Source organism: Burkholderia cepacia (assembly GCF_029962485.1).
In the GTDB taxonomy this organism is placed as follows: Bacteria; Pseudomonadota; Gammaproteobacteria; order Burkholderiales; family Burkholderiaceae; genus Burkholderia.
Window position 1 is genome coordinate 2,480,331 of sequence record NZ_CP073637.1, and the last position, 19,161, is coordinate 2,499,491.

Genomic DNA, 19,161 nt, shown 5'->3' on the forward strand with positions numbered 1-19,161 from the left:
GCGTGCTCCTTATTCCGAATAGCCTTGCGATGCCGGACGCGCGTCGTGGCGACGGCCCCACCACGGCAAGTACGCGTTGTTTTCACCACGTGCGCGGAACCAGTCCTTGCCTGCGTCGATCGGCGTCAGCTTCGAAGGCGCAACGACGACCACTGCCGTCGGATGCTCGGTGTCGGTCGTTCCTGCGACAAGCACGTTGCCGCCGAGGTGATTCGCCCGGCCGATCGCCAGCGCCACATCGGTCAGCGCCGCGCCGGCTCCCATATCGCCGAGCAACGCCGACGTGTTGAAGGTCTGCGTACGGAAATCGTATTCCGGCAGCACCTCCGTTAGCGTCTGCGACAGCGAGGCAATCCGTGTCGATGCAGCATCGCTGCCCTTGCCTGCGTCGTGCACGATGTAATTCACCGACGACACCGGCACGCCTGCATTGATCGCCGCTTTATCGATCGTCGACTTCCATGCCTGCACAGCGCGGCTCGCACCTTGCTTCGCCTCGAAATCCTTGACGTTGCTTCGCGCTGCTTTGCCGATCCACGCAAGCGGCTCACGTTCGGTCTTCAGGTCGGGGCCTGCGAGGAACAGCACCACCATGTTCTCGTTGATTTGCCCGTCCTTCGGAGGGAAACTCGGTGCATCCCAGTTCATCACCCATACGCTCTTGTCCGGATGGGATGCAAGATAGTCCAGAGCAGCGTTCAACGACGTAAAACCGGCATTCGCTTGACCCGACGTCACATGCACGTCGGGCGGCGTATCGCGGCTCCACAGATCCTTGGCCGAAGGGTTGCCGATCTCATACGCATTGACCATGTTGTCGCGCACATACGTCTTCGCACGCTCCGGATCCAGACGACCAGACGGGATCGCAAGCTCAACGCGGACACCGGCCAATTCACGCCATTTCCTTTTGTCGTCTGCCTTGACAGTGTAAAAATAATTGGAATTCGTCACGTAACGCGTGCGAAACAGAACGAGCAGCTTATCGATGTATTTTTCATAAAACCCCTCGAATGACTCGCTACCCCACTGACCGTCCGCCACAATGGAAATCGGCTGTAGAGTCGAGTACTTTTTCGGATTTGTCCGAACCATATCGTCGCCACCATTTGGCTTGACCAACCCAAGCGTCCACAGCAGTTGCCACTCTGTCGGATAGTCTCGTCTCTGCAGCGGGTTCATCCATTCGAGACCCACCACTTGCGCCACAAAAGGTCCGGACGCCTCCGCAGCCACGCCGGCATTCACCTTGCCGACGGATGAAGCGGCAACCGCTTTCGGTGCCGACAGTGCCGTCGTCAACGCAAATGCTACGATTGCCAGCAGTCCCGGCAGCAATACTGTTCGCTTCATCAATTCTCCAAAATTTGATAGCACGTTCGTCATATCGCCAGAGGCGATCGACAGCGCCAGCGAGACCGACGAGGCCAGGATCATCACAACGCAAGCAACTCCTGCACGGCGTGGCCATGTGGCGATGACCGCGCTCATAGAATACTCCCGATCTTCATGAAGAATCCCCCATCGCGCTCATCATGTATTTTCGATGGCATTGCCGCGGCCTTGTCTACCTTCACCCAATCCTGCAGAAATTTTTTTTCTAACTTTCCGAATGAAATGTACTCGGAGAATTTTCGACTCGGATTATCCTTATTCAATCCTTCAACAAATCTCCAGTCGGCCTCGAGTCTCAATCTGTAAAAATCAAGCTCAGTCAAATAACACAGTCCGATCGCCACATCATAAGCCAATGCCTTTTCAGCGTGCTCCTTGTTGGTCATGATAGTCGAATGGTTGGTAGGGTTATTCTTGTCTCCCCCATTCAGAATGTCGAAGACCTCCTTGTTCCGCCATTCGACGTAGTCTGGTGATGCGGCCGACGGGTCATCTTCGCCGACCACCTTTCCATCCTCGTCCACCCAATCGGGATTCCTCGATCTTCTCGCCTCCATGCGAAGAATCGAATGATCCTCATACCGCTGAGCAGCCTCCGATGCGGTATCACCCTTCGCTTTCAGCGCGTCACCCTCTGTCTTGAATTTTTCCGACTTCGTATCGAAGGTGTCGTACGGATCGTCATCCCGCTTGTTCTCCTTACCGGTATCGCGCGCAGCCGACGGCGGATCGTACCCCTCGTTGAAGCGCCCTTCTTCGATGGGTTTCCCTTGCCCATCGCAAGCGCCCGATGGTTTGCCGTAGCGCAACGCCTGCGGCTCGAAGCGTGTTTCCTTGTCGAGCATCGGAGCCGTAATCGGGATTTCCCAATCCTTCGGCGGGTCAGCATTGACCTTCATGTCCGTCAAATTGAACAAATAGAGGGCCGGGCTCGTTATAAGCGTGATGAATTTCGTGAACAACCCTTCATTGGAATGCATGCCTCGTCCAAGTCCATATCGTGCAGGCGGTGACGGCGGATACCAGAAGCCCTCCTTTTCGTTCTTGTCCTTGCGCCAGTCATCCTGCCAATACCGATATAGCTTGGTGTCACCACCTACCTCGACATTCGACGCGAACACACGTTGCGAGAAAACACCCCACCCGTTTGTCGCACTGATCTCGTCGATACTCATGCCACGCCAGCCGACTCCCTGAACAGTCAGTGCGGAGATCACCTGATCATGCGGGCAGCAGTACAACGTCACTCTCCCGTAGGTATTTTTCTGATACAGGCCGTGCGCCTCACGGTCCTTGGCTGCGCTGTACGGTTTCCCGCCGTTCTTCGACGGTCGCGCGTTTTCCATCGCGCGATCGAGATCCTCCGCAGGCATCTCCAGATCGGCCCGGGCACGAAGGATATCGAAGTACTCTCGTAGCGTTTCCTTGCGCGCGACATAGGTCTCGCGCCCTACGTGACCGTCCTTGTCGCGGACCCCACGCTGCGCCCAGGAGTCGGTCATGTTGCTTTCCACGAGGCTATACGGGGGGTTGGCGAGGACATAAGTGTCCGCAACGCAGCGCCCGCTCTTGCCCCACTGATCCGTTACCCCGGGCAAACGGTCACCGAGGAAAGCTGCGGCAAGACCGATCATGTTTCCCTGGCTGTGGCACACGATCGTGATCGGCACGTCGGCCTGTCGCTTACGGATCGATTCAACCAGGCGCGCTAACCGCAATGCCCCAAGCACGCCGTAAATGCGCGGTGGTGTCGAGTAGATCTTGCGATTGCCGATGGAATTCATGTGCTGGACGGTCAGCCACAGGAAGAGCCGGTCGTTCAACCCGTCATTCCAAAGGTCCGGCAGACTGGTACACCCTCCCGCGAAAGGCCCACCGCCCCAGTAATTCTTCTCGTTGAGCATGATCTTGTCGCCATACTCCTTCAGTTCCTCCGCATTGGCAGAATAGCCCCATCGAAAATGAATCACAGGTGAAAAAGACGGATCGGGCTTGATGTACGTCTGCGACGACATGTCCGGATTCAGGAAACCGTCAGGCGTCAGGCTGTCGATATAGCTGGCCGGCGTCATCTGCCCGGCTACCGGCCCGCAATGGAACAGCTGATCGTCATAACGCCCCATGCGCCGGTTCAATCCGTCGCAAAGCCCCTTCTCGGCGTCCTTGAACCATTCCCCTTCTGAATTCACCCCGTGCACGAAGATGACCACCCCCGGCAGCGGCATCTGCATCACGCATTCGAGGTCGTTGCGATTGAACAGCGTCGTCCCCGCTCCACCGCCCACCGAAGTCTGCGACGCGTCGTCAGCCGACGTCTGCCCGCTCGGGTTCTGCGCAAAGTTGTAGTTGAACATGTTGTTTTTCTTGAAGACTCAGCTCAGGTTCTCGACTTGAAGAAGCGAACCGCCAATTGTTCGAACTGATCGCTGCTGACCGGCGCCAACTTGCCCTGCGCATCGGTCTTCCCCTTGATCAACTCGCCCGACGCCTTTCGCACCTCGGCTTCCATACCCTCGACCGGCTGCCCGTCGGTTGCCCGGACCAGCTTCGGCACGCGCCCCAGCGAGCCCTGGTCGAACTTCGGAAAATCGGCGCTCATGCTCGCCGGCCCGGCCCAGGTATGCGACGCGGACTTGACGGTGAAACTCCCCGGACACCCGAGCTCGATATCGCCGCCATGCAGCTTCAGATACGCGCCGCCCGACGTCACGAACACGACCTGCTCGCTGGCCATGCCCGCAAGCTTCCCCCCGCCCGCCGTCATCTGGATGTTCTTCGCCGAATCGATCTGCGTATCGTCGTTCTGGCTCTGCAGCGTCACCTTCCCCTGGTTGGCGATCGCCGATACGCCTTCGCTGTGCGCGAACATCGCCACGCCATGACCTGCCTGCAGGTTGATCCGCTGACCGCTCGTGTACTGAAGGTGGTTCTGCGCGACGACATCGACGTTGCCGCCCGCATGGGTCGTCACGGTCTTCGGCGTCGCCATGCTGATGCCGGCAGGCGCGGTGATGCCGATCGCCGCCACCGACGCGCCTGACGATTCACCGCCGCCGGACACCTCACCATTCGGCCAGCCCTTCACCGTGGTCATGAGCGCGTCGTGCGGCTGCGTGTCGGGCGCCACGCCCTGATGCTGGCCCGCATAGTCGCCAAGGCTCTTGAACAGCTCGACGCATTCCTGCATCAGCTGCAGATACTCGTCCCGCGCCAGGTGCCCGTCGCTCGCGCGCAGCCGCTCCCATGCCGATATCAGCATCGCCTTGCCGCTGCGAATCGCCACGTGCGCATCGCTGCGCAACTCGGCGCCCTCGCCGCGCGCCGTACCCTGCCCGTTGTCGCGTGGCTGCGTCAGATAGCCGAGGTTCAACTGACTGTACGCATGCTCGCTCGCCAGCTGGCTGCTGATCTGCCCGGGCGTATCGTCGAAGCGGATCTGGTTGTACCGCTGCCCCTTGATTTCCTTCGTCTTCGTACCGGACAGATAACGGTTGCCCGGCAGGGCGCCGGTATGGCTGAAGGTCGCCGGCATGTTCGGCCCGTTGGCCAGCACGCCCATCACGACGAGCCGGTCCGGATCGCCGCCGATATGACCGATCAGCACCTCCATGCCGACGCGCGGCAACGTATTCGCGCCGAAACTCGGCCCGGCGAGCGCGCAGGCGACGCGCACCGGCGCGCTGTCGGACGGTGTGCCGCTCGTTCCCGCGCCCTGCGCGTGCGCATGATCGTCCGCGCTCAGCCCCTGGATCCGCACACGGATGCGACCCATTTCATCGCAGAACACCTCCTCGCCCTCCGGGCCGACGACGACTGCCGTCATCGGATGCACGGGCGGCAGGTCGACGTGGGGATCGTAGGCAGGCGTCAGCGGCACACCACGCCGCACGCACGAGAACGTGTTTTCGTAGCGCCTGTCGCTTTCATCGCCCGACTTGCCGCTCACGTCGGCCGGCACCGCGTTGAACAGCACGCGGCTCGCCGCGAACAACGATTGCGCGCGCTCGTTCAGTTCCTTCGGCAGGTTGTTCCGCACGCGATGATGAAGCGACGTGACGATGAACTGCCGCTGTTCGGCCGGCAAGGTGTCGAGTTGCGGATGCTCGGCAAGCGCAAACCAGTGGCCGACAGCCAGATCGCGCACATTGCTCACGCCGTCGACGGATTCGGCACGCAGTTCATGCGCCAGCATCCGGTCCTTGCCGATTCGGTCGAGGTCGGACGACGAATCCCCGGCGTGCGGAATATCGATGACAGCGTCGGCCAGCAGATGCCCGAGGTCGTTGCCGCCGTCGCCCTGGTCGACGATCGTCGCCTGCTCGGTTTGCGACATCCGGCCGCTCTTGTAATCCCACGTCGGCCGGACGATCTTGCCCGGGATCAGCCGGCGGCTCGTCGCCCACAGCGTGATCGAGTCGCGTTCTTCGGTGGCGGCGTCGCGGTGATAGCGGATGGTGCCCGCAGCCGTCTCCGGCAACTTCATCGAGTCGTCGGCGAAGACGAGCGTATGAACCGGCGTGTCGTGCGCGTTGCCGTTCGCCCGCTCGCCGGCCTTGCCCGCCTTGACGAATACGGTCGCACCGTCGCGCCGCAGCAACCGCCGGATGAAGTGCGCGTCCGACTCGTTGACCTGCCGCGTCAGCTCGCGCGCCGGGTATCGCTCACCCTGCAGGCCGGACAAATCGAATTCGAATGCGCCGGCGAGCGCCGAACTGCGCTGGCGCCACTCCTGAAGCAGCACGCCCAGGATGTCGGGCAGGCTCTTGGAGCGAAACAGCCGCGAATTGGTCCGCCGCTCCATCACGGACAGCACGTCGCGAATCGTCAGCTGGTAGCAGGTCAGCGAACCGTCCGACTGTCCGGTGCGAACGTCGGTAACGATGCCGTTGATGGTGTGGAGACGCCCGCGATCGGTCGTCATCTCGACGGAAACCGGCAGCCCGATGAAGCTGCGGATCGGAAGATCTGCCCGTGCGGACACGCAGGTCAGATGCCCCTCGACGCCCGTCATCAACCCTTCGCGGATGTCGGCGTACTGAAGCGCAAGCACCTGCTCGAGCGTCTTCTGAGCAGGCCCCCAGTTCATGCGAACCGGCCGATTGTTCTGATCGACCACCCCGGACGCAAACGTGCGTAGCAATTCGGCTGTATTCACAGCGTGACTCTCAGGATTTTGTTTTACTTCGTTATTCGTCGGACACTCACGCCCGCTGGTCCGTCCTGGGAGTGCCGCCCGTCTGGTTTTCGGCGAGCATAGCAAAATTGTCAGGTTGGTGACGGCTTTTTGACAGAATTTAGAATGCTTTTTGCAAAGCGTCCGACCGGATTCGGAAACTCACATTCTTTCAAATCGGTTCAGGCCTCATCCCGCGGCACCCGATCGTCGTCCCGGTGTCATCCCCGTACGTGCCGCATGCCCAATCCGGGCAGGACAAACGGCACCGCTAGGTCACGAATCGTGAAATCCCATCGTCCGTCGTACCCGACGAAGGTCGCGCTGAAATGCCGGTCGTCGGCCCAGGTCAGGTCGTCCAGATGGCACGACGCATACATCGCGCCGACGGTACGCCGCGCGAGCACCTTCAGCGAATCCTTCGACACGAGCGTGAACGTGACGGCTTCCTCGAACGGGCAGTCGTAGTCGGTGACGAGCAGATACGCGGCCGGCGTCTCGAACTGGCGCAGCAGCACGTAGCCGGAAACGGCGAGCGCGGAACGCACGCCATCGACAAACACATGCGTACGCGACGGCCACGACTCATACGGCCCGTCGTGCGTCTCGAGCGCAAAGCGATCAACTGGCTTCATCGTCGCGCCGGTGTCAGCGTGACGCTTCCCCGTTGCAGCGCCGCGTCAATGTGCGGCCTTGCGATACAACGCGACGTACCCCGCGAGCATCAGCAGCAGCGATCCGCTGACCCGGTTCAGCCACTTCTCCCCGGCCGCTTTCCACACGCGGACCGAATGCACGCCGAGCAGCGCGTAACCGGTCATCCCGATCACGTCGATCGCGACGATCGTCGCCGCGAGGATTGCGTACTGCGGCGCGATCGCGTGCGACCGGTCGACGAACTGCGGCAGCAGTGCGGACATGAACAGGTAGTACTTCGGATTGCTCATCGCGACGAAAAAGCTCTTCAGGAAGGCGGTCCGGCGATCGGGCGTGGCGGGTACGTCTGCCTGCTCGACCGCGGCGCTACCGCCCGACATCAGCATTCGGACGCCGACGTACGCAAGCCACGCCGCGCCGAGCAGCTTCAGCGTCACGAATGCCGTTTCCGACGCGTCGAGCAGCACGCCGAGGCCAAGGCCGACCAGCGCGACAAGCACGACGTCGGCCGTGACGGCGCCGAGCATCCCGACCATCGCGTGACGCAATCCGTACCGCGAGCCGTTGCTCATCGCGAGCAGCACCGTCGGACCGGGCGTCGCGACGCCGACGGACAGGATCAGGGCGAATGCAAGCAAGGCGGAGAGCGACATGGCGTGGCGTTCCTTCTGAAGAGAGCGGCCGGAGCGGATGGCATCGTCGTCCATCGGCCGCGCGGACAGAGAGCAACGCGCGCCATTTGTTACGACGAATGCGGTCGGCCAATGATCGCACGTTCATCGCGATCCCCGCTCGGCGGCTGTGCACCGGCGATCCTGCCCGGCGACCAACCGTTATCCCGAATAGCGAGCCGATCATTTCGTAAACGACAATCATTCGCGTTTACGTTAGACTCCGCCGCTCGATAAAAACACGTCCGCGACAGCACGGACGCGTCACACCGCCCGGATTCCGATTTGCCGCCCTGGGATGGATCACCGACCACACCCGATTTGCGTCCCATGTCGACACTTTCGTTACCTGTCCGGCGTTTCACGCCGATTGCCTTCGGCATTGCGCTCGCCTGTACCCTTCCTGCCTCCGCGCGGGCCCAGCAGGCCGCTCCCGCCGCCAATGCAACGCCCGATGCAACCGTGTTGCCGTCGATCAACGTAACCGGCGCCGCCGAGCCGCTGCCCGGCGACCTCGCCCCGACCTACGCGGGCGGCCAGGTCGCGCGCGGCGCGGATTACGGCGTGCTCGGCCGGCAAAAGGCCAGCGACGTGCCGTTCAGCATGACCACCTACACGTCGAAACTGATCGAGGACCAGCAGGCGCGCACGCTCGCCGATGTGCTCGACAACGATCCGGCCGTGCGCAGCGCGTCCGGTTACGGCAACTTCTAGCAAGTGTTCGTCATCCGCGGCTTCGAGCTCGCCGGCGACGACGTGTCGCTGAACGGCCTGTACGGCGTCACGCCGCGGCAGCTCGTCGAAACCGAAGCGGTCGAACGCGTCGACGTGTTCAAGGGTGCGAATGCGTTCCTGAGCGGTGCGTCGCCGAACGGTTCGGCGGTTGGCGGCGGCGTGAACCTGCAGTTGAAGCGCGCGGACGACAAGCCGCTCACGCGCGTCACAGTCGACGGCGCGACGTCCGGTTCGCTCGGCACGCACGTGGACATCGGCCGCCGCTTCGGCAGCGAAGGCCAGTTCGGCGTACGCGTGAACCAGTCGATCAGCGGCGGCGACACGGCCGTCGACGGCGAGCGCCACCGCAACAACGTGACGGCCGTATCGCTCGACTGGCGCGGCGACAAGCTGCGCCTGTCCGGCGACTTCCTGTATCAGCGGGCGCGGATCGACAACGGCCGCCCTGTCGTGCTGATCAGCGGCAACCAGTTGCCGGCCGTGCCGTCCGCGACGCACAACTATGCGCAGTCGTGGAGCTTCAGCGAGCTCGAGGACACGGTCGGGATCGTGCGCGCCGAATACGATTTCCTGCCCGCGTGGACGGCCTACGTATCGGCAGGCGCGCGCCATACGAACGAGCACGGCGACTACTACACGCCGACCTACTCGTCGTCCGGCACGACCGGCTCGCGCCTGAGCGTGCCCCACAAGGAAGACGCGCAATCCGCCGAAACCGGCGTGCGCGGCCGCTTCACGACCGGCCCCGTGTCGCACTTCGTGACGGCCGGCGCGTCGTTCATCCGCATCGACAGCCAGTCCGCGTACACGATGTCGAATGCGTTCCCGACGACGCTCTACGATCCGTCGCCGGTCGGATTCCCGGCGACGGCCTACGCGGGCGGCGACATGAGCGATCCCGGTACGGTGACGAAGACCTGGCTGCGCAGCGTCGCGGTGTCCGATACGCTCGGCTTCCTCGACGACCGCGTGCTGTTCACGATCGGCGCGCGCCGCCAGTCGATCTCGGTCGACAACTTCGACTACACGGGCGCGGTCACGGCCGCCTACAGCGACGCGATCACGACGCCGGTGTTCGGCCTCGTCGTGAAACCGTGGCGCAACGTGTCGATCTTCGCGAATCGCAGCGAGGCGCTCGCGCAGGGCGAAATCGCGCCGAACACCGCCCGCAACGCGGGGCAGGCGCTGTCGCCGTTCCGGTCGAAGCAGGTCGAAGCGGGGATCCGCTACGACACAGACAAGTACGGTGCGTCGCTTGCGCTGTTCCAGATCGAGAAGCCGATGGCGTACACCGACCCGGCGTCGAACCTGTTCGGCGCCGACGGCACGCAGCGGCACCGCGGCATCGAAACGGCCGTGTACGGCGAACCGTGGAAAGGCGTGCGGCTGATCGCGGGCGCGACGTATCTCAATGCGACGCTGCAGAACACGGCAGGCGGTGCGAACGACGGCAACCGGCCGATCAGCGTGCCGTCATTCCTGTTCAACGCGGGCGCGGAATACGACGTGCCGATGCTGAACGGGCTCACGCTGACCGCGCGCTGGATCCACACGGGGCCGCAGTACGTGGACGTCGCGAACACGATGTCGATCCAGGCGTGGGACCGCTTCGACCTCGGGGCGCGCTACGCGACGGACGTGTTCGGCAAGAAGACGACGTTCCGCGCGACCGTACGCAACGTCGCGAACAAGTCGTACTGGTCGTCGACGATCGGCGGGTATCTGACGCAGGGCGATCCGCGGTCGGTGTGGCTGTCGATGACGACGGATTTTTGACGCAAGCGGAAGGGAGTGGCGGGCTGCCGCCAGAGTTTGCTATACTCTCGGTCTTCCGGAGAGATGGATGAGTGGTTTAAGTCGCACGCCTGGAAAGCGTGTATAGGTTAATCGCCTATCGGGGGTTCGAATCCCCCTCTCTCCGCCAGGACATCAGCAAAAACGGGCCGCTCGGCCCGTTTTTCGTTTCTATCCACACCGGTATCTACACGGTGTCAAACGGCGCGAAAAATCGCCGGGAATCTACGTCCACCTTGTTGCCACCGAACAACATTGGGCGTGCTCTCAAGGACCAACGCGGCTCGACATCTATTGCCGTAGCATTTGCTGCGTCTGCTTGTTGGTCAAATTATCGCGCAGGCGCTGTAGCTGCCGCTCTCGAACAAAATCGTCAGCCTCGCGGTTCAGGCGCTCGGTGTCGCGCTCGGTCTTTACCCTTTCTTCCTGCAGTTCGCGCTGCATGTGCTCGTTGAACTGTCTGTCCGAGTCAAGCAGGCGCTGATCTTCTTGCCCAACGTAGTACGCCGTGTCTGGATCGATGTCTTGGGCGTGCGCCGAAACGCAAAGCGCAAGCAGCGCGGCCGCTATGACTTGGATCGCTGTCTTCATGTCCCCTCATTCCCGGGGGCGATGCGCTGCCGGCGAACAACATAGGGGATGGCGTGGTGGCATGCTGTGATTAATCAGTGCCCGTCCCGGCAGGCGCTCCTGCTCCCGCGTTCCAATCATCGACCTGTTTAAGAATGTCGCTCAGGGAAAGGAGCGGACATACCTTGTCAGGTCCAATTTCCGGGACGGTAAAAAAATGACCGTCGGCGGTGACCCAAAGACCGTGTTCATCACAGGCGTCGCACAGTCTCTTGCACGAGCGCACCGTATGTAGCTCGTGATATACATCCTCGTTCGAGACGAGCCGATTCGGGTTCATGCTGCGACACGGTGAATTGCGAACTTATCCACTGGCCTATCGCTGCCAAATACGCCAGCCTCAGGGACAGGGTCGACGCGAACCTTTACGCCCTCTGAGAAATAGACCAGTTTGCTGATCGCTTGCACGAGTCGCTGCGAAAGTTGGTCGTTCGTCTCCGCGCATACAAACAACCCTTGCAGTTGCTTACTCTTCGCGAAATACATACCACCGTGCCAGCTTATAGTCACGGTCACGAATGACATTTCATCGTGTTCCATGAAGGCCTCCAATCCAAATGAATGAAGTCGCAGGCTGCACTGTCGTCTGTACAGGCTTCGGAAACAGTCGAGACACGACGTCTGCTGTCATTATTTACGACAGAAATCGCCTTTCTCTTGGGGCAAGTCAAGATAGCGTCACGCAAAAAACGAGCAAATTCCGGGCCTCCCGAGAAAAATCAATCTTACTAAGCCCCTCAATCGATGCAGTGATATTGCGAATTCGCAACAACGAGGCGAAAACGTTACTTTTTTGTAACGCCGATTGTTGCGGACATAGGTCTGCAGTCAGTCCGACAGCTGACCACGCTTTCTGGCTAGTAGCGGGCGGTATTCATACGCCATCGGGCAGCGCGGGCTTCGCGATTCAGCCGCTTCATAGGTCTGTACAAATCGACGTTCAACATTCCTGACATTTCTGCTCGTGCGCCTATGAGGGGCTTTGTGGTATACGTCTGAGCTTATCGCTTCAGGTCGGGACGGACACAAGCATTGTCAGCGCCCCGCATTGCCGGCGAATTCCAGGGCGCACGGGCCGCCCAGCGGCACTTCGCGTCCGAATCAAGGGATAAGAACAATGCAGAACACGGCACAAGCCCTGAGAGACCTTGCGCTGGGGCCGCAGCACAACCGGCAAGTGCAAATAAGCTTTCCGGATAATAACGCGCCTTACAAAATCCTACTGCCGAATGCATTCGAGGCAGTTGAAGCGCTATCGAAAGATTTCGCTTACAAAATCGAAATCCTGTCGGATAACGACCACCTTGTGCCGAAGGATTTCATCGGCAAACGCGTGACGGCCAGTTTGACGCGCGGCGACGGTAGTCAACGATATTTCAACGGCCATATCTTTTCATTCCGCCACATTCGTACCGATGGTGGCTGGGTCTTCTATGAAGTGCATGTGGGTCCGTGGCTGCGCTACCTGAAGTACAGCCAGCACAATCGCCTATTTCTCGATCAGAACCTGCACGACCAGACAGCGACGGTTTTCCAGGACTATGGCGTATTGCCCGAATGGGCGTGGCAGGTCGGCGAAGACGATCCGCGCATGACGATGGCCTGCCAATTCGACGAAGACGACCACAATTACCTTCATCGGCGCTGGGAACACGCGGGCTACCTGTACTGGTACGAGCACACGGCCAAGGCGCACAAGCTCACCGTCTCCGATCCGACGCGCCCTGCGCCCGCGATCGATGGCAAGGTTCACGAAATCCGCTTTCACAACGGCATGGGGGCTGAGGAATCGGACAGCATTCTGAGCTGGTCCCCGTTCCAGCAAACCACGTCGACGCACGCGGAACTGTCCCGTTTCGACTTCAAGAGCCCGACGCCGACCCACGTCCAAACGGGTCTGTTGAACCCCGACGCCGCGCAGCCCCGTCTCGAATGGAACGAGTACGCCGGCGCGTACGGCTATCGGAACATGGAACACGGGTACCAGGTCGCCAATCGACGGATGGAGGAAATCGAAGCGACGATCAAGCACTTCGACGCGAAGGGCAACAATCGCTTCGTGCAGCCAGGGCGCTGGTTCCGACTGACGGATCGTTACGGCTCGGCACTGAGCCGCGATCAGAGCGACGACGAATACCTGATCATCGCGGTCAGGCACATAGCGACCAACAACTATCTGCAAGACACCGGCGTGCTGGCGGAATACCGCAACGAGTTCACGTGCGTTCCCAAGGCAACCCCGTGGCGGCCCGGGCGGGGCTTCAACAGTGTCAACACGAAGATCCTCGCACCGCAGACTGCAACCGTTGTCGGTCAGTCCGGCACGAGCATTCATACCGACGAACACGGCCGCGTGCTGGTTCAATTTCATTGGGATCGCGACGGCAAGTATTCGACATGGGTGCGGGTCGCAAGCGGCTGGGCCGGCGGCGGCCAAGGGATGGTGGCGCTGCCCCGCGTCGGTTCGGAAGTCATCGTGCAATGGCTCGACGGCAATCCGGATCATCCCATCATTACGGGCCGCGTAATGAACGCGCGCAACGTGCCATCGTGGAAGCTGCCGGACGAGAATGCGCTGATGGGCATTCGCAGCCGGGAGCTGAACGGCGCGGACGGCAACGCATCGTCCGGCCGTAGCAATCACCTGATTTTCGACGATACGGCGAACGCCATTCAAGCGCAACTTCGGTCCGACCATGCGGCGAGCCAGCTCTCGCTCGGCAAGATCACGCGAATCGAGGATTGGCAGGGGCGCAAGGATGCGCGTGGCGAGGGCTTCGAGCTGCGTACCGATGAGGTCGGTGCGATTCGTTCGGGCAAAGGGATGCTGATCAGCACCGAAGTTCAGGCGATGGCGAAGGGTCATCTGTCGGACGTAGGCACGCCGGCGTCGCGCCTGACCAAAGCGCAAACGTTACATGCGCAATCGGCCAAGCTTGCGCAGCATTATCAGGCCCAGGAAAACGGCGCGGATCAGACATCTATCGCCGATGCGCTGAAATCGCAGGTGGACGGTATACAGGGCGCGGGCACGACGGGCAGTAGCGACAAGGGTGATTTCCCGGAACTCGACGAAGCGCACCTGCTGTTGGCCGGCGCGGCCGGCATTGCCGTTACGACACCCGCGACGGCGCACGTCACTGGCGGCCAGCACGTGGCCGTCACGGCCGGGGACAGCCTGTCGGTCGCGACGGGTAAATCGTTCTTCGCCAGCGTATCAGACAAGTTCTCGCTGTTCGTGCACAAGATGGGCATGAAGCTGATCGCGGCGAGCGGCAAGGTGCAGGTGCACGCGGAAAACGACGAGCTGGAACTGCTGGCGAAGAAGGTCTTGTCGATCATCAGCACGACCGACTGGATCAACATCACGGCGAAGCAGGGCATCCGCCTGACCGCTGGCAACAGCCAGCTCGAAGTCAGCGCAAAGGGTATCGTCGGTTACACGCCAGGTGAGAACAAGGTGCATGCGGGCAGCCACGATACCGTAGGGCCGCAGAGCATCCCAGCGAAATTCCCCGGCTCTGATCTTTGTGCACCGGTTGCGCAGGACGCCGCGCAAAGTGGTCAGGCGTCCGTCGCGCTCTCCTAAGTCAATGAACTCATCCGTCTCTTCCATGTTGCCCGTTGACGAATCTGCCGCCCTGTTAACGCAGGGCTTTCTGCTCGTTGAACCGGCCATGCTCGTCCACACACCGGTCCTCGCAGCGCTTGATATGCGCCCTTGTACGCCGCGAGTGCTAGCGCATCGCGAAGAGTTGATGCCACGCCTGATCGATCTCAGCGCGCTCGATCCGCAGGATCAGCGCGTCGCCATAGAAGTTTGGCAGGAGGAGGTTGAGACCGAGCGGCCACCTGTCGTATGCGCGTGGATTGATACCCAAGCCAGCACCGACACGCTTGTCGAACATATCGCCCGCTATTTGGTGGGTCCCGGTGCGCGCGGCCAGTCAGTGTTTTGGCGATATTACGACCCGCGCGTTCTCAGTCTGACGCTCGCGGTGCTTGAACCGGATCAGCGCCGCGCCTTGCTTGGACCGATCGACGCATGGCAATTCGCATGGGCCGGTCACCGTTGGTCCGTCGCCGCGCCAGAGACGAAGGCCGAACCGGAGAGCCAACCGACTGGCTGGCCGCGTCCGGACCAATGGCCGCGCCTCGATCGTAGCGAAGTTGTCGAACAGGTGCGTCAACGACTGCCGGCGCTAACGCTTGATCAAGCTGCGCAGTTGCCGGCCGTGATCGATCAGGCGTTGTGTGCGATGGCTGATCAAGATGCTGCGAGCGCTGATGCGCTGGTGGAAAACGCAGTACAGCGCGTACAGCAAGATTTGTTAGCCGGGTAACGACGGCGTCCCAATACGAATATTTTGAGGCTCTAGGATCACATCATGGCGACCATCCCGGGCTGTCCGATCTGCGATCGTGACTCACTGCTGATCTATCCCGTTCGCTACGCGATCGCGTGTCCACGCGGCGCGGCCAAAGCGCCTGCACTAGCCGGAAACTTTCGGATCGATAGTCGCGCCCCACAGGCCGTCGCGACGGCCAAATACACATTGCGGTCGCTGCGATCAGGCTATCTGTACACCTATGACGAGAAGCGTAAAAAGCTGCGTGCTTTCATGGTGCTGGATGACGGTGTCCTGTACCAATTCGCACCTGGTATCGTGCCACCGCCTGGCGATGCGGCCGAAAACATGACCCAGAATATTTGTCCACTCAGCGATATGGCGCGCGAGTCCTATGGTCGTTGCGTGGGCGTTCAACATACCCCGGGCAGCGATGAAGCCACAAACTTTTGGATTGGCTGGTCCAATGTACGTTGGACCCGCGATACGGTTTTCAACAAAATCGGTGACGCCGCATGGCACAAGCAGCATATGCAGTGCATCAACGTTCCGGCGATGGTCGCCGGCAGCGCGGCCGACACGGGCGAATTTCAGGCGACACGCGGCAAGATCGCGCACTTCGCGATGGACGATCGTGCGATGAAAGAGGCGTTCGGCTTCAGCAATCGGTCCCCGAAGGATGAAATCAAGCTGCGTCAGCGTCATGCCGACGAGCGCATCGGTGCAGCAATGACTGAATCGCCGCTCAAGAAAGGCTTCGTCATAGCGATTAACGATCCTGTCGGAGTCACCAACGATCTGTCTGAACTCACGGTCCCGAACCTAAACAATGGATTTGACGCCGGGATGTACTGGAAGTACGTATCGGCGCAGCTCCTTGAGCGTGCCGAGGCGGGCATTCGGGCCAACGCGAAAATGGAGACCCAGACCAGTTACGCTGTATCGGCAGCGATCAACACGGGCAATGAGTCTGCATCGCCGCCAACTCCAATGTCAGGTGGGGAGTCGATAGATTTTGGCTACCTTTATCGGGTCACGAAGGGATGGATCAAGACTGGGAGTTTGGAGAAGGCCGCCGACGAGGATAGCAAGCGTTCGAAAAATGTACCGGAGGCGGCGAACGAATCCGCCAACGAAGCATGGGGCGACGCGTATTACAAGAAGGGGGCGGACGGCAAGCCGCAGATCGGCCCGGACGGTAAACTCGTGACCGTGATCGATACCCAAGCGCTGCAACGCTTCCGCGATAACGAGTACCCGCATGCGCTCGACGCGTTCAAGCCGAAATGGGCGCCGCTTGTGCAGGCGCACGCCGACTGGCTCAAATCACAGTTGCTTGTCGACTGGATGGCCGGCAATCACGATACGAAGGATCTGCGCAGCGGCTACGCATACAGCGAATCCTGCGCGCAGTCGATCGGGGCCGCGGCTGGCACGGAAGCGTGCCAGAAAGTGCTCAACGACTGGCTGAACGGTCAGGCATCGGATGCCCGTAATCTGTATGTGCGTGCGCTGATGTTCAATCAGGAAACCTTGATGAAGGCGGCCGATGCCCAGGTACACGGGTCCGACATTCAGTACGAAAACATCCTGAACCTGTACAAGGAAGCTTTCAAGCAGATCGAGAAGTTGGGTAACGCTGCAAACCTGCGCGATCGGCTCGTCGTGACGACTGCCAACACGATCGTCAATGTGCTGGTGAATGGCGCCAAAGGCGCGGCCATCGGATTCGCGACGATCCGGCTGTCGTTGCATGCGGGCGTGTCGATCAAGGCCGCCCATATCACGCCGGCCGAGATGCGTAACTGGGTGTTCAAGCAAGGCGACGCGCTGGGCTTGAATATGGATGGCGGCCGGCTTGAACGGCAGGCCGCTGCCGCCAATATCCGTCGCGAGGTCTTCAAGGCTGCACCGCCGTCTGACTCGGCCGTGTTTGCCTATGCGATCGATACCGATGCGTGGGTGAAGTCGGGTAAACTGGACGCCAGCGAAGTGAAAGCGATCAAGCTTCCGGGCGTCGAGATGACCCGCAAATGGCTGGGTTCGTCGTCGCCTGTCGAATTCAATCAAGGGATCGCCACCGCAATCTTCCAGCTCGCGACGCTGAGATTCGCGTACAAGGATTTCGACGGCAGTGATAGCTTTAACCATAACGAAACTCTGCTCAAATTTTCTGGCGCGGTCGTCTCGGCCATCGGTAATCTCGTCGAGACAGTCTCCGAAACTGTCGCTAAGGCCCCCGAGCACCCGCTCTCTGCTTTCCTTATGAAACATTGGGCTTGGTTCAATCACGATACAGCTGAAATCACCGCCAAGGTCGGTCGATGGTCGGGGGCGGTTGCGGGCGTTATCCTTTCAAGTTACGACCTATTTAAAAACGCTCCGGAAGCTTGGCGAAACAATGAGAAGGGGCTTTCTCGACTTTATGCCATTGGTGGGGTTCTCGGTATATATATCGCGATTTCTCCACTTCTCTCGACGGTCCCGTTTATCGCCGCTTGGATGCCACCTCTCTGGCCGATTCTAGTGATTTCCATTGTGATCGGTTTCGTGATCGTGTATTTCAAATCAGCGGCCATTAATGATTGGGTATCACGATGCAAATTCAGCAAAGAGCCGGGCTATCACACAATGGACGATGAGTTAAAAGCGTTCAATTCCGCAATGGGGGATTGACGCATGGACGAGCGCTTGATGAAGAAGTGTGTCGGTGCGCCGATCCCCGAATGGGATCAAGCTCACCGCCTGTCGATTAGTCAGCCGGCTGGCCCGGAAATCAAAGACCTCGGAACGGTCTTTACCATCAACTCCACCTTCATGGATGTTATCGACCCTGGGTTTCTGGATAGGCAGTGGGTCATCATGGCGGTTTTGATTGCTTTTCTGGCAATGGGAATCGGCCCATGGATTTATTACTTCACTCATAGCGATGGGTCATCCGGTGACTTCGTGATGAACTGCATCGCGATTTTTGCCGTCGTTCTTTTTGGTTCGATCGTCTGGAATCTCGGCAGGGGGTTGTTTTTTGGCCTGCTCTACCGACCGATACGGTTCCACCGTGCCTCGCGCACGCTTTACTCGATCCGCTCCCGGCGATTCTTTGCAAAGCCTGGCGAAGGCGATGTGGTCTGGGAAGCGCCCTGGACGGACGATGCGATCTTTTGCCTGCATCAAGAGGTCACACCTTTCGGCACGGTGTTTCACATCCGGCACTACACGGTAGACGACCAAGGCAACGTGACGCGAGTGTTTTCGATCGGTCGTGAGTGGACCAGTTCGCAGGCCCGGTTGGCGCTGGCGCAATGGAACTACTGGTGTCGGTACATGAATGACGGCCCGCGTGACCTGCCGAAGCCCATGCTGTTTCATACTCAGCATGAAACGCCGCGCGAATCATTCTTGTTTGCGTTGTACAACTTCGGTATGAACGTGCCGCTATTCATGCGATTGATCGCGATGCCGGCGGTTCTGACGTTCACGATCATGCGGATGATGGCAAATGTGACATGCCGTGCGCCGATCTGGCCAGAGGCGATTACGCGCGTCTCTGCGGTTGCCCCTGACGATCCCTACGCAGAACCGCGCGCAAGCACGCCGGTCGGATGGGCGGCGACGGTACTGGCCCAGCAACGTGGCGACTATCCGGACGACGATCATGCGCGAGTCCCGAACTGGGCGAGCGAGCCAGATGGTCTCAAGTACGCGGCCGCGTGGCTCAAGGACCCCGCCACGGCGGCGACCGCGAGCGAGACGTAAC

General features: G+C 60.5%; 11 protein-coding genes, 1 tRNA gene and 1 pseudogene. 6 read left to right on the forward strand and 7 right to left on the reverse strand.

The genetic code is table 11. The annotated features are described in order from the left end of the window. Positions 1–9: 9 nt before the first annotated feature. From KEC55_RS11545 to KEC55_RS11565, 5 genes are all read right to left on the reverse strand, one after another. Positions 10–1,491 carry a virulence factor gene (locus KEC55_RS11545; RefSeq protein ID WP_282505585.1) on the reverse strand — a complete coding sequence of 494 codons (1,482 nt, stop codon included), beginning with the start codon at positions 1,489–1,491 and terminating at the stop codon, positions 10–12. Continuing rightward, the gene (locus KEC55_RS11550) at positions 1,488–3,749 is read right to left on the reverse strand and encodes a T6SS effector phospholipase Tle3 domain-containing protein (RefSeq protein ID WP_282505586.1); all 2,262 of its coding nucleotides are present in this window, start codon (positions 3,747–3,749) and stop codon (positions 1,488–1,490) included. The genes KEC55_RS11545 and KEC55_RS11550 overlap by 4 nt, the downstream gene beginning before the upstream one ends. Positions 3,750–3,772: 23 nt before the next feature. Next, entirely contained in the window at positions 3,773–6,550 is a 2,778-nt protein-coding gene (locus KEC55_RS11555) for a type VI secretion system Vgr family protein (protein WP_282505587.1), read from the reverse strand. 239 nt (positions 6,551–6,789) lie between these two features. Then, positions 6,790–7,203, reverse strand: a complete 414-nt coding sequence (locus tag KEC55_RS11560) for a hypothetical protein (RefSeq protein WP_282505588.1) — start codon at positions 7,201–7,203, stop codon at positions 6,790–6,792. Positions 7,204–7,248: 45 nt separating this feature from the next. Next, complete coding sequence (locus KEC55_RS11565; RefSeq protein WP_282505589.1) at positions 7,249–7,878, reverse strand: LysE family translocator; 630 nt, start codon at positions 7,876–7,878, stop codon at positions 7,249–7,251. Between the two features lie 348 nt (positions 7,879–8,226). Between KEC55_RS11565 and KEC55_RS11570 the strand changes: the two are divergent. Both KEC55_RS11570 and KEC55_RS11575 read left to right on the forward strand, forming a co-directional pair. After that, positions 8,227–10,407: pseudogene (locus tag KEC55_RS11570) on the forward strand (TonB-dependent receptor). A gap of 57 nt (positions 10,408–10,464) precedes the next feature. Continuing rightward, a tRNA-Ser gene (locus KEC55_RS11575) sits at positions 10,465–10,555 on the forward strand. Between the two features lie 161 nt (positions 10,556–10,716). Here KEC55_RS11575 and KEC55_RS11580 read toward each other — a convergent pair. After that, positions 10,717–11,016 carry a hypothetical protein gene (locus tag KEC55_RS11580; RefSeq protein ID WP_282505590.1) on the reverse strand — a complete coding sequence of 100 codons (300 nt, stop codon included), beginning with the start codon at positions 11,014–11,016 and terminating at the stop codon, positions 10,717–10,719. 315 nt (positions 11,017–11,331) lie between these two features. Continuing rightward, positions 11,332–11,595, reverse strand: a complete 264-nt coding sequence (locus KEC55_RS11585; protein WP_282505591.1) for a hypothetical protein — start codon at positions 11,593–11,595, stop codon at positions 11,332–11,334. Between the two features lie 577 nt (positions 11,596–12,172). Between KEC55_RS11585 and KEC55_RS11590 the strand changes: the two genes are divergently transcribed. The 4 genes from KEC55_RS11590 to KEC55_RS11605 are packed head-to-tail and all read left to right on the forward strand — an operon-like array spanning position 12,173 to position 19,160. Beyond that, positions 12,173–14,644: a type VI secretion system Vgr family protein gene (locus KEC55_RS11590; protein ID WP_282505592.1), complete on the forward strand. Its 2,472-nt coding sequence runs from the start codon at positions 12,173–12,175 to the stop codon at positions 14,642–14,644. A 4-nt stretch (positions 14,645–14,648) separates the two neighbouring features. Next, complete coding sequence (locus KEC55_RS11595; protein ID WP_282505593.1) at positions 14,649–15,398, forward strand: DUF4123 domain-containing protein; 750 nt, start codon at positions 14,649–14,651, stop codon at positions 15,396–15,398. A gap of 45 nt (positions 15,399–15,443) precedes the next feature. After that, positions 15,444–18,080 carry a T6SS effector BTH_I2691 family protein gene (locus KEC55_RS11600; RefSeq protein ID WP_282505594.1) on the forward strand — a complete coding sequence of 879 codons (2,637 nt, stop codon included), beginning with the start codon at positions 15,444–15,446 and terminating at the stop codon, positions 18,078–18,080. Between the two features lie 3 nt (positions 18,081–18,083). Further along, complete coding sequence (locus KEC55_RS11605; protein WP_282505595.1) at positions 18,084–19,160, forward strand: DUF6708 domain-containing protein; 1,077 nt, start codon at positions 18,084–18,086, stop codon at positions 19,158–19,160. Position 19,161: the final 1 nt, after the last annotated feature.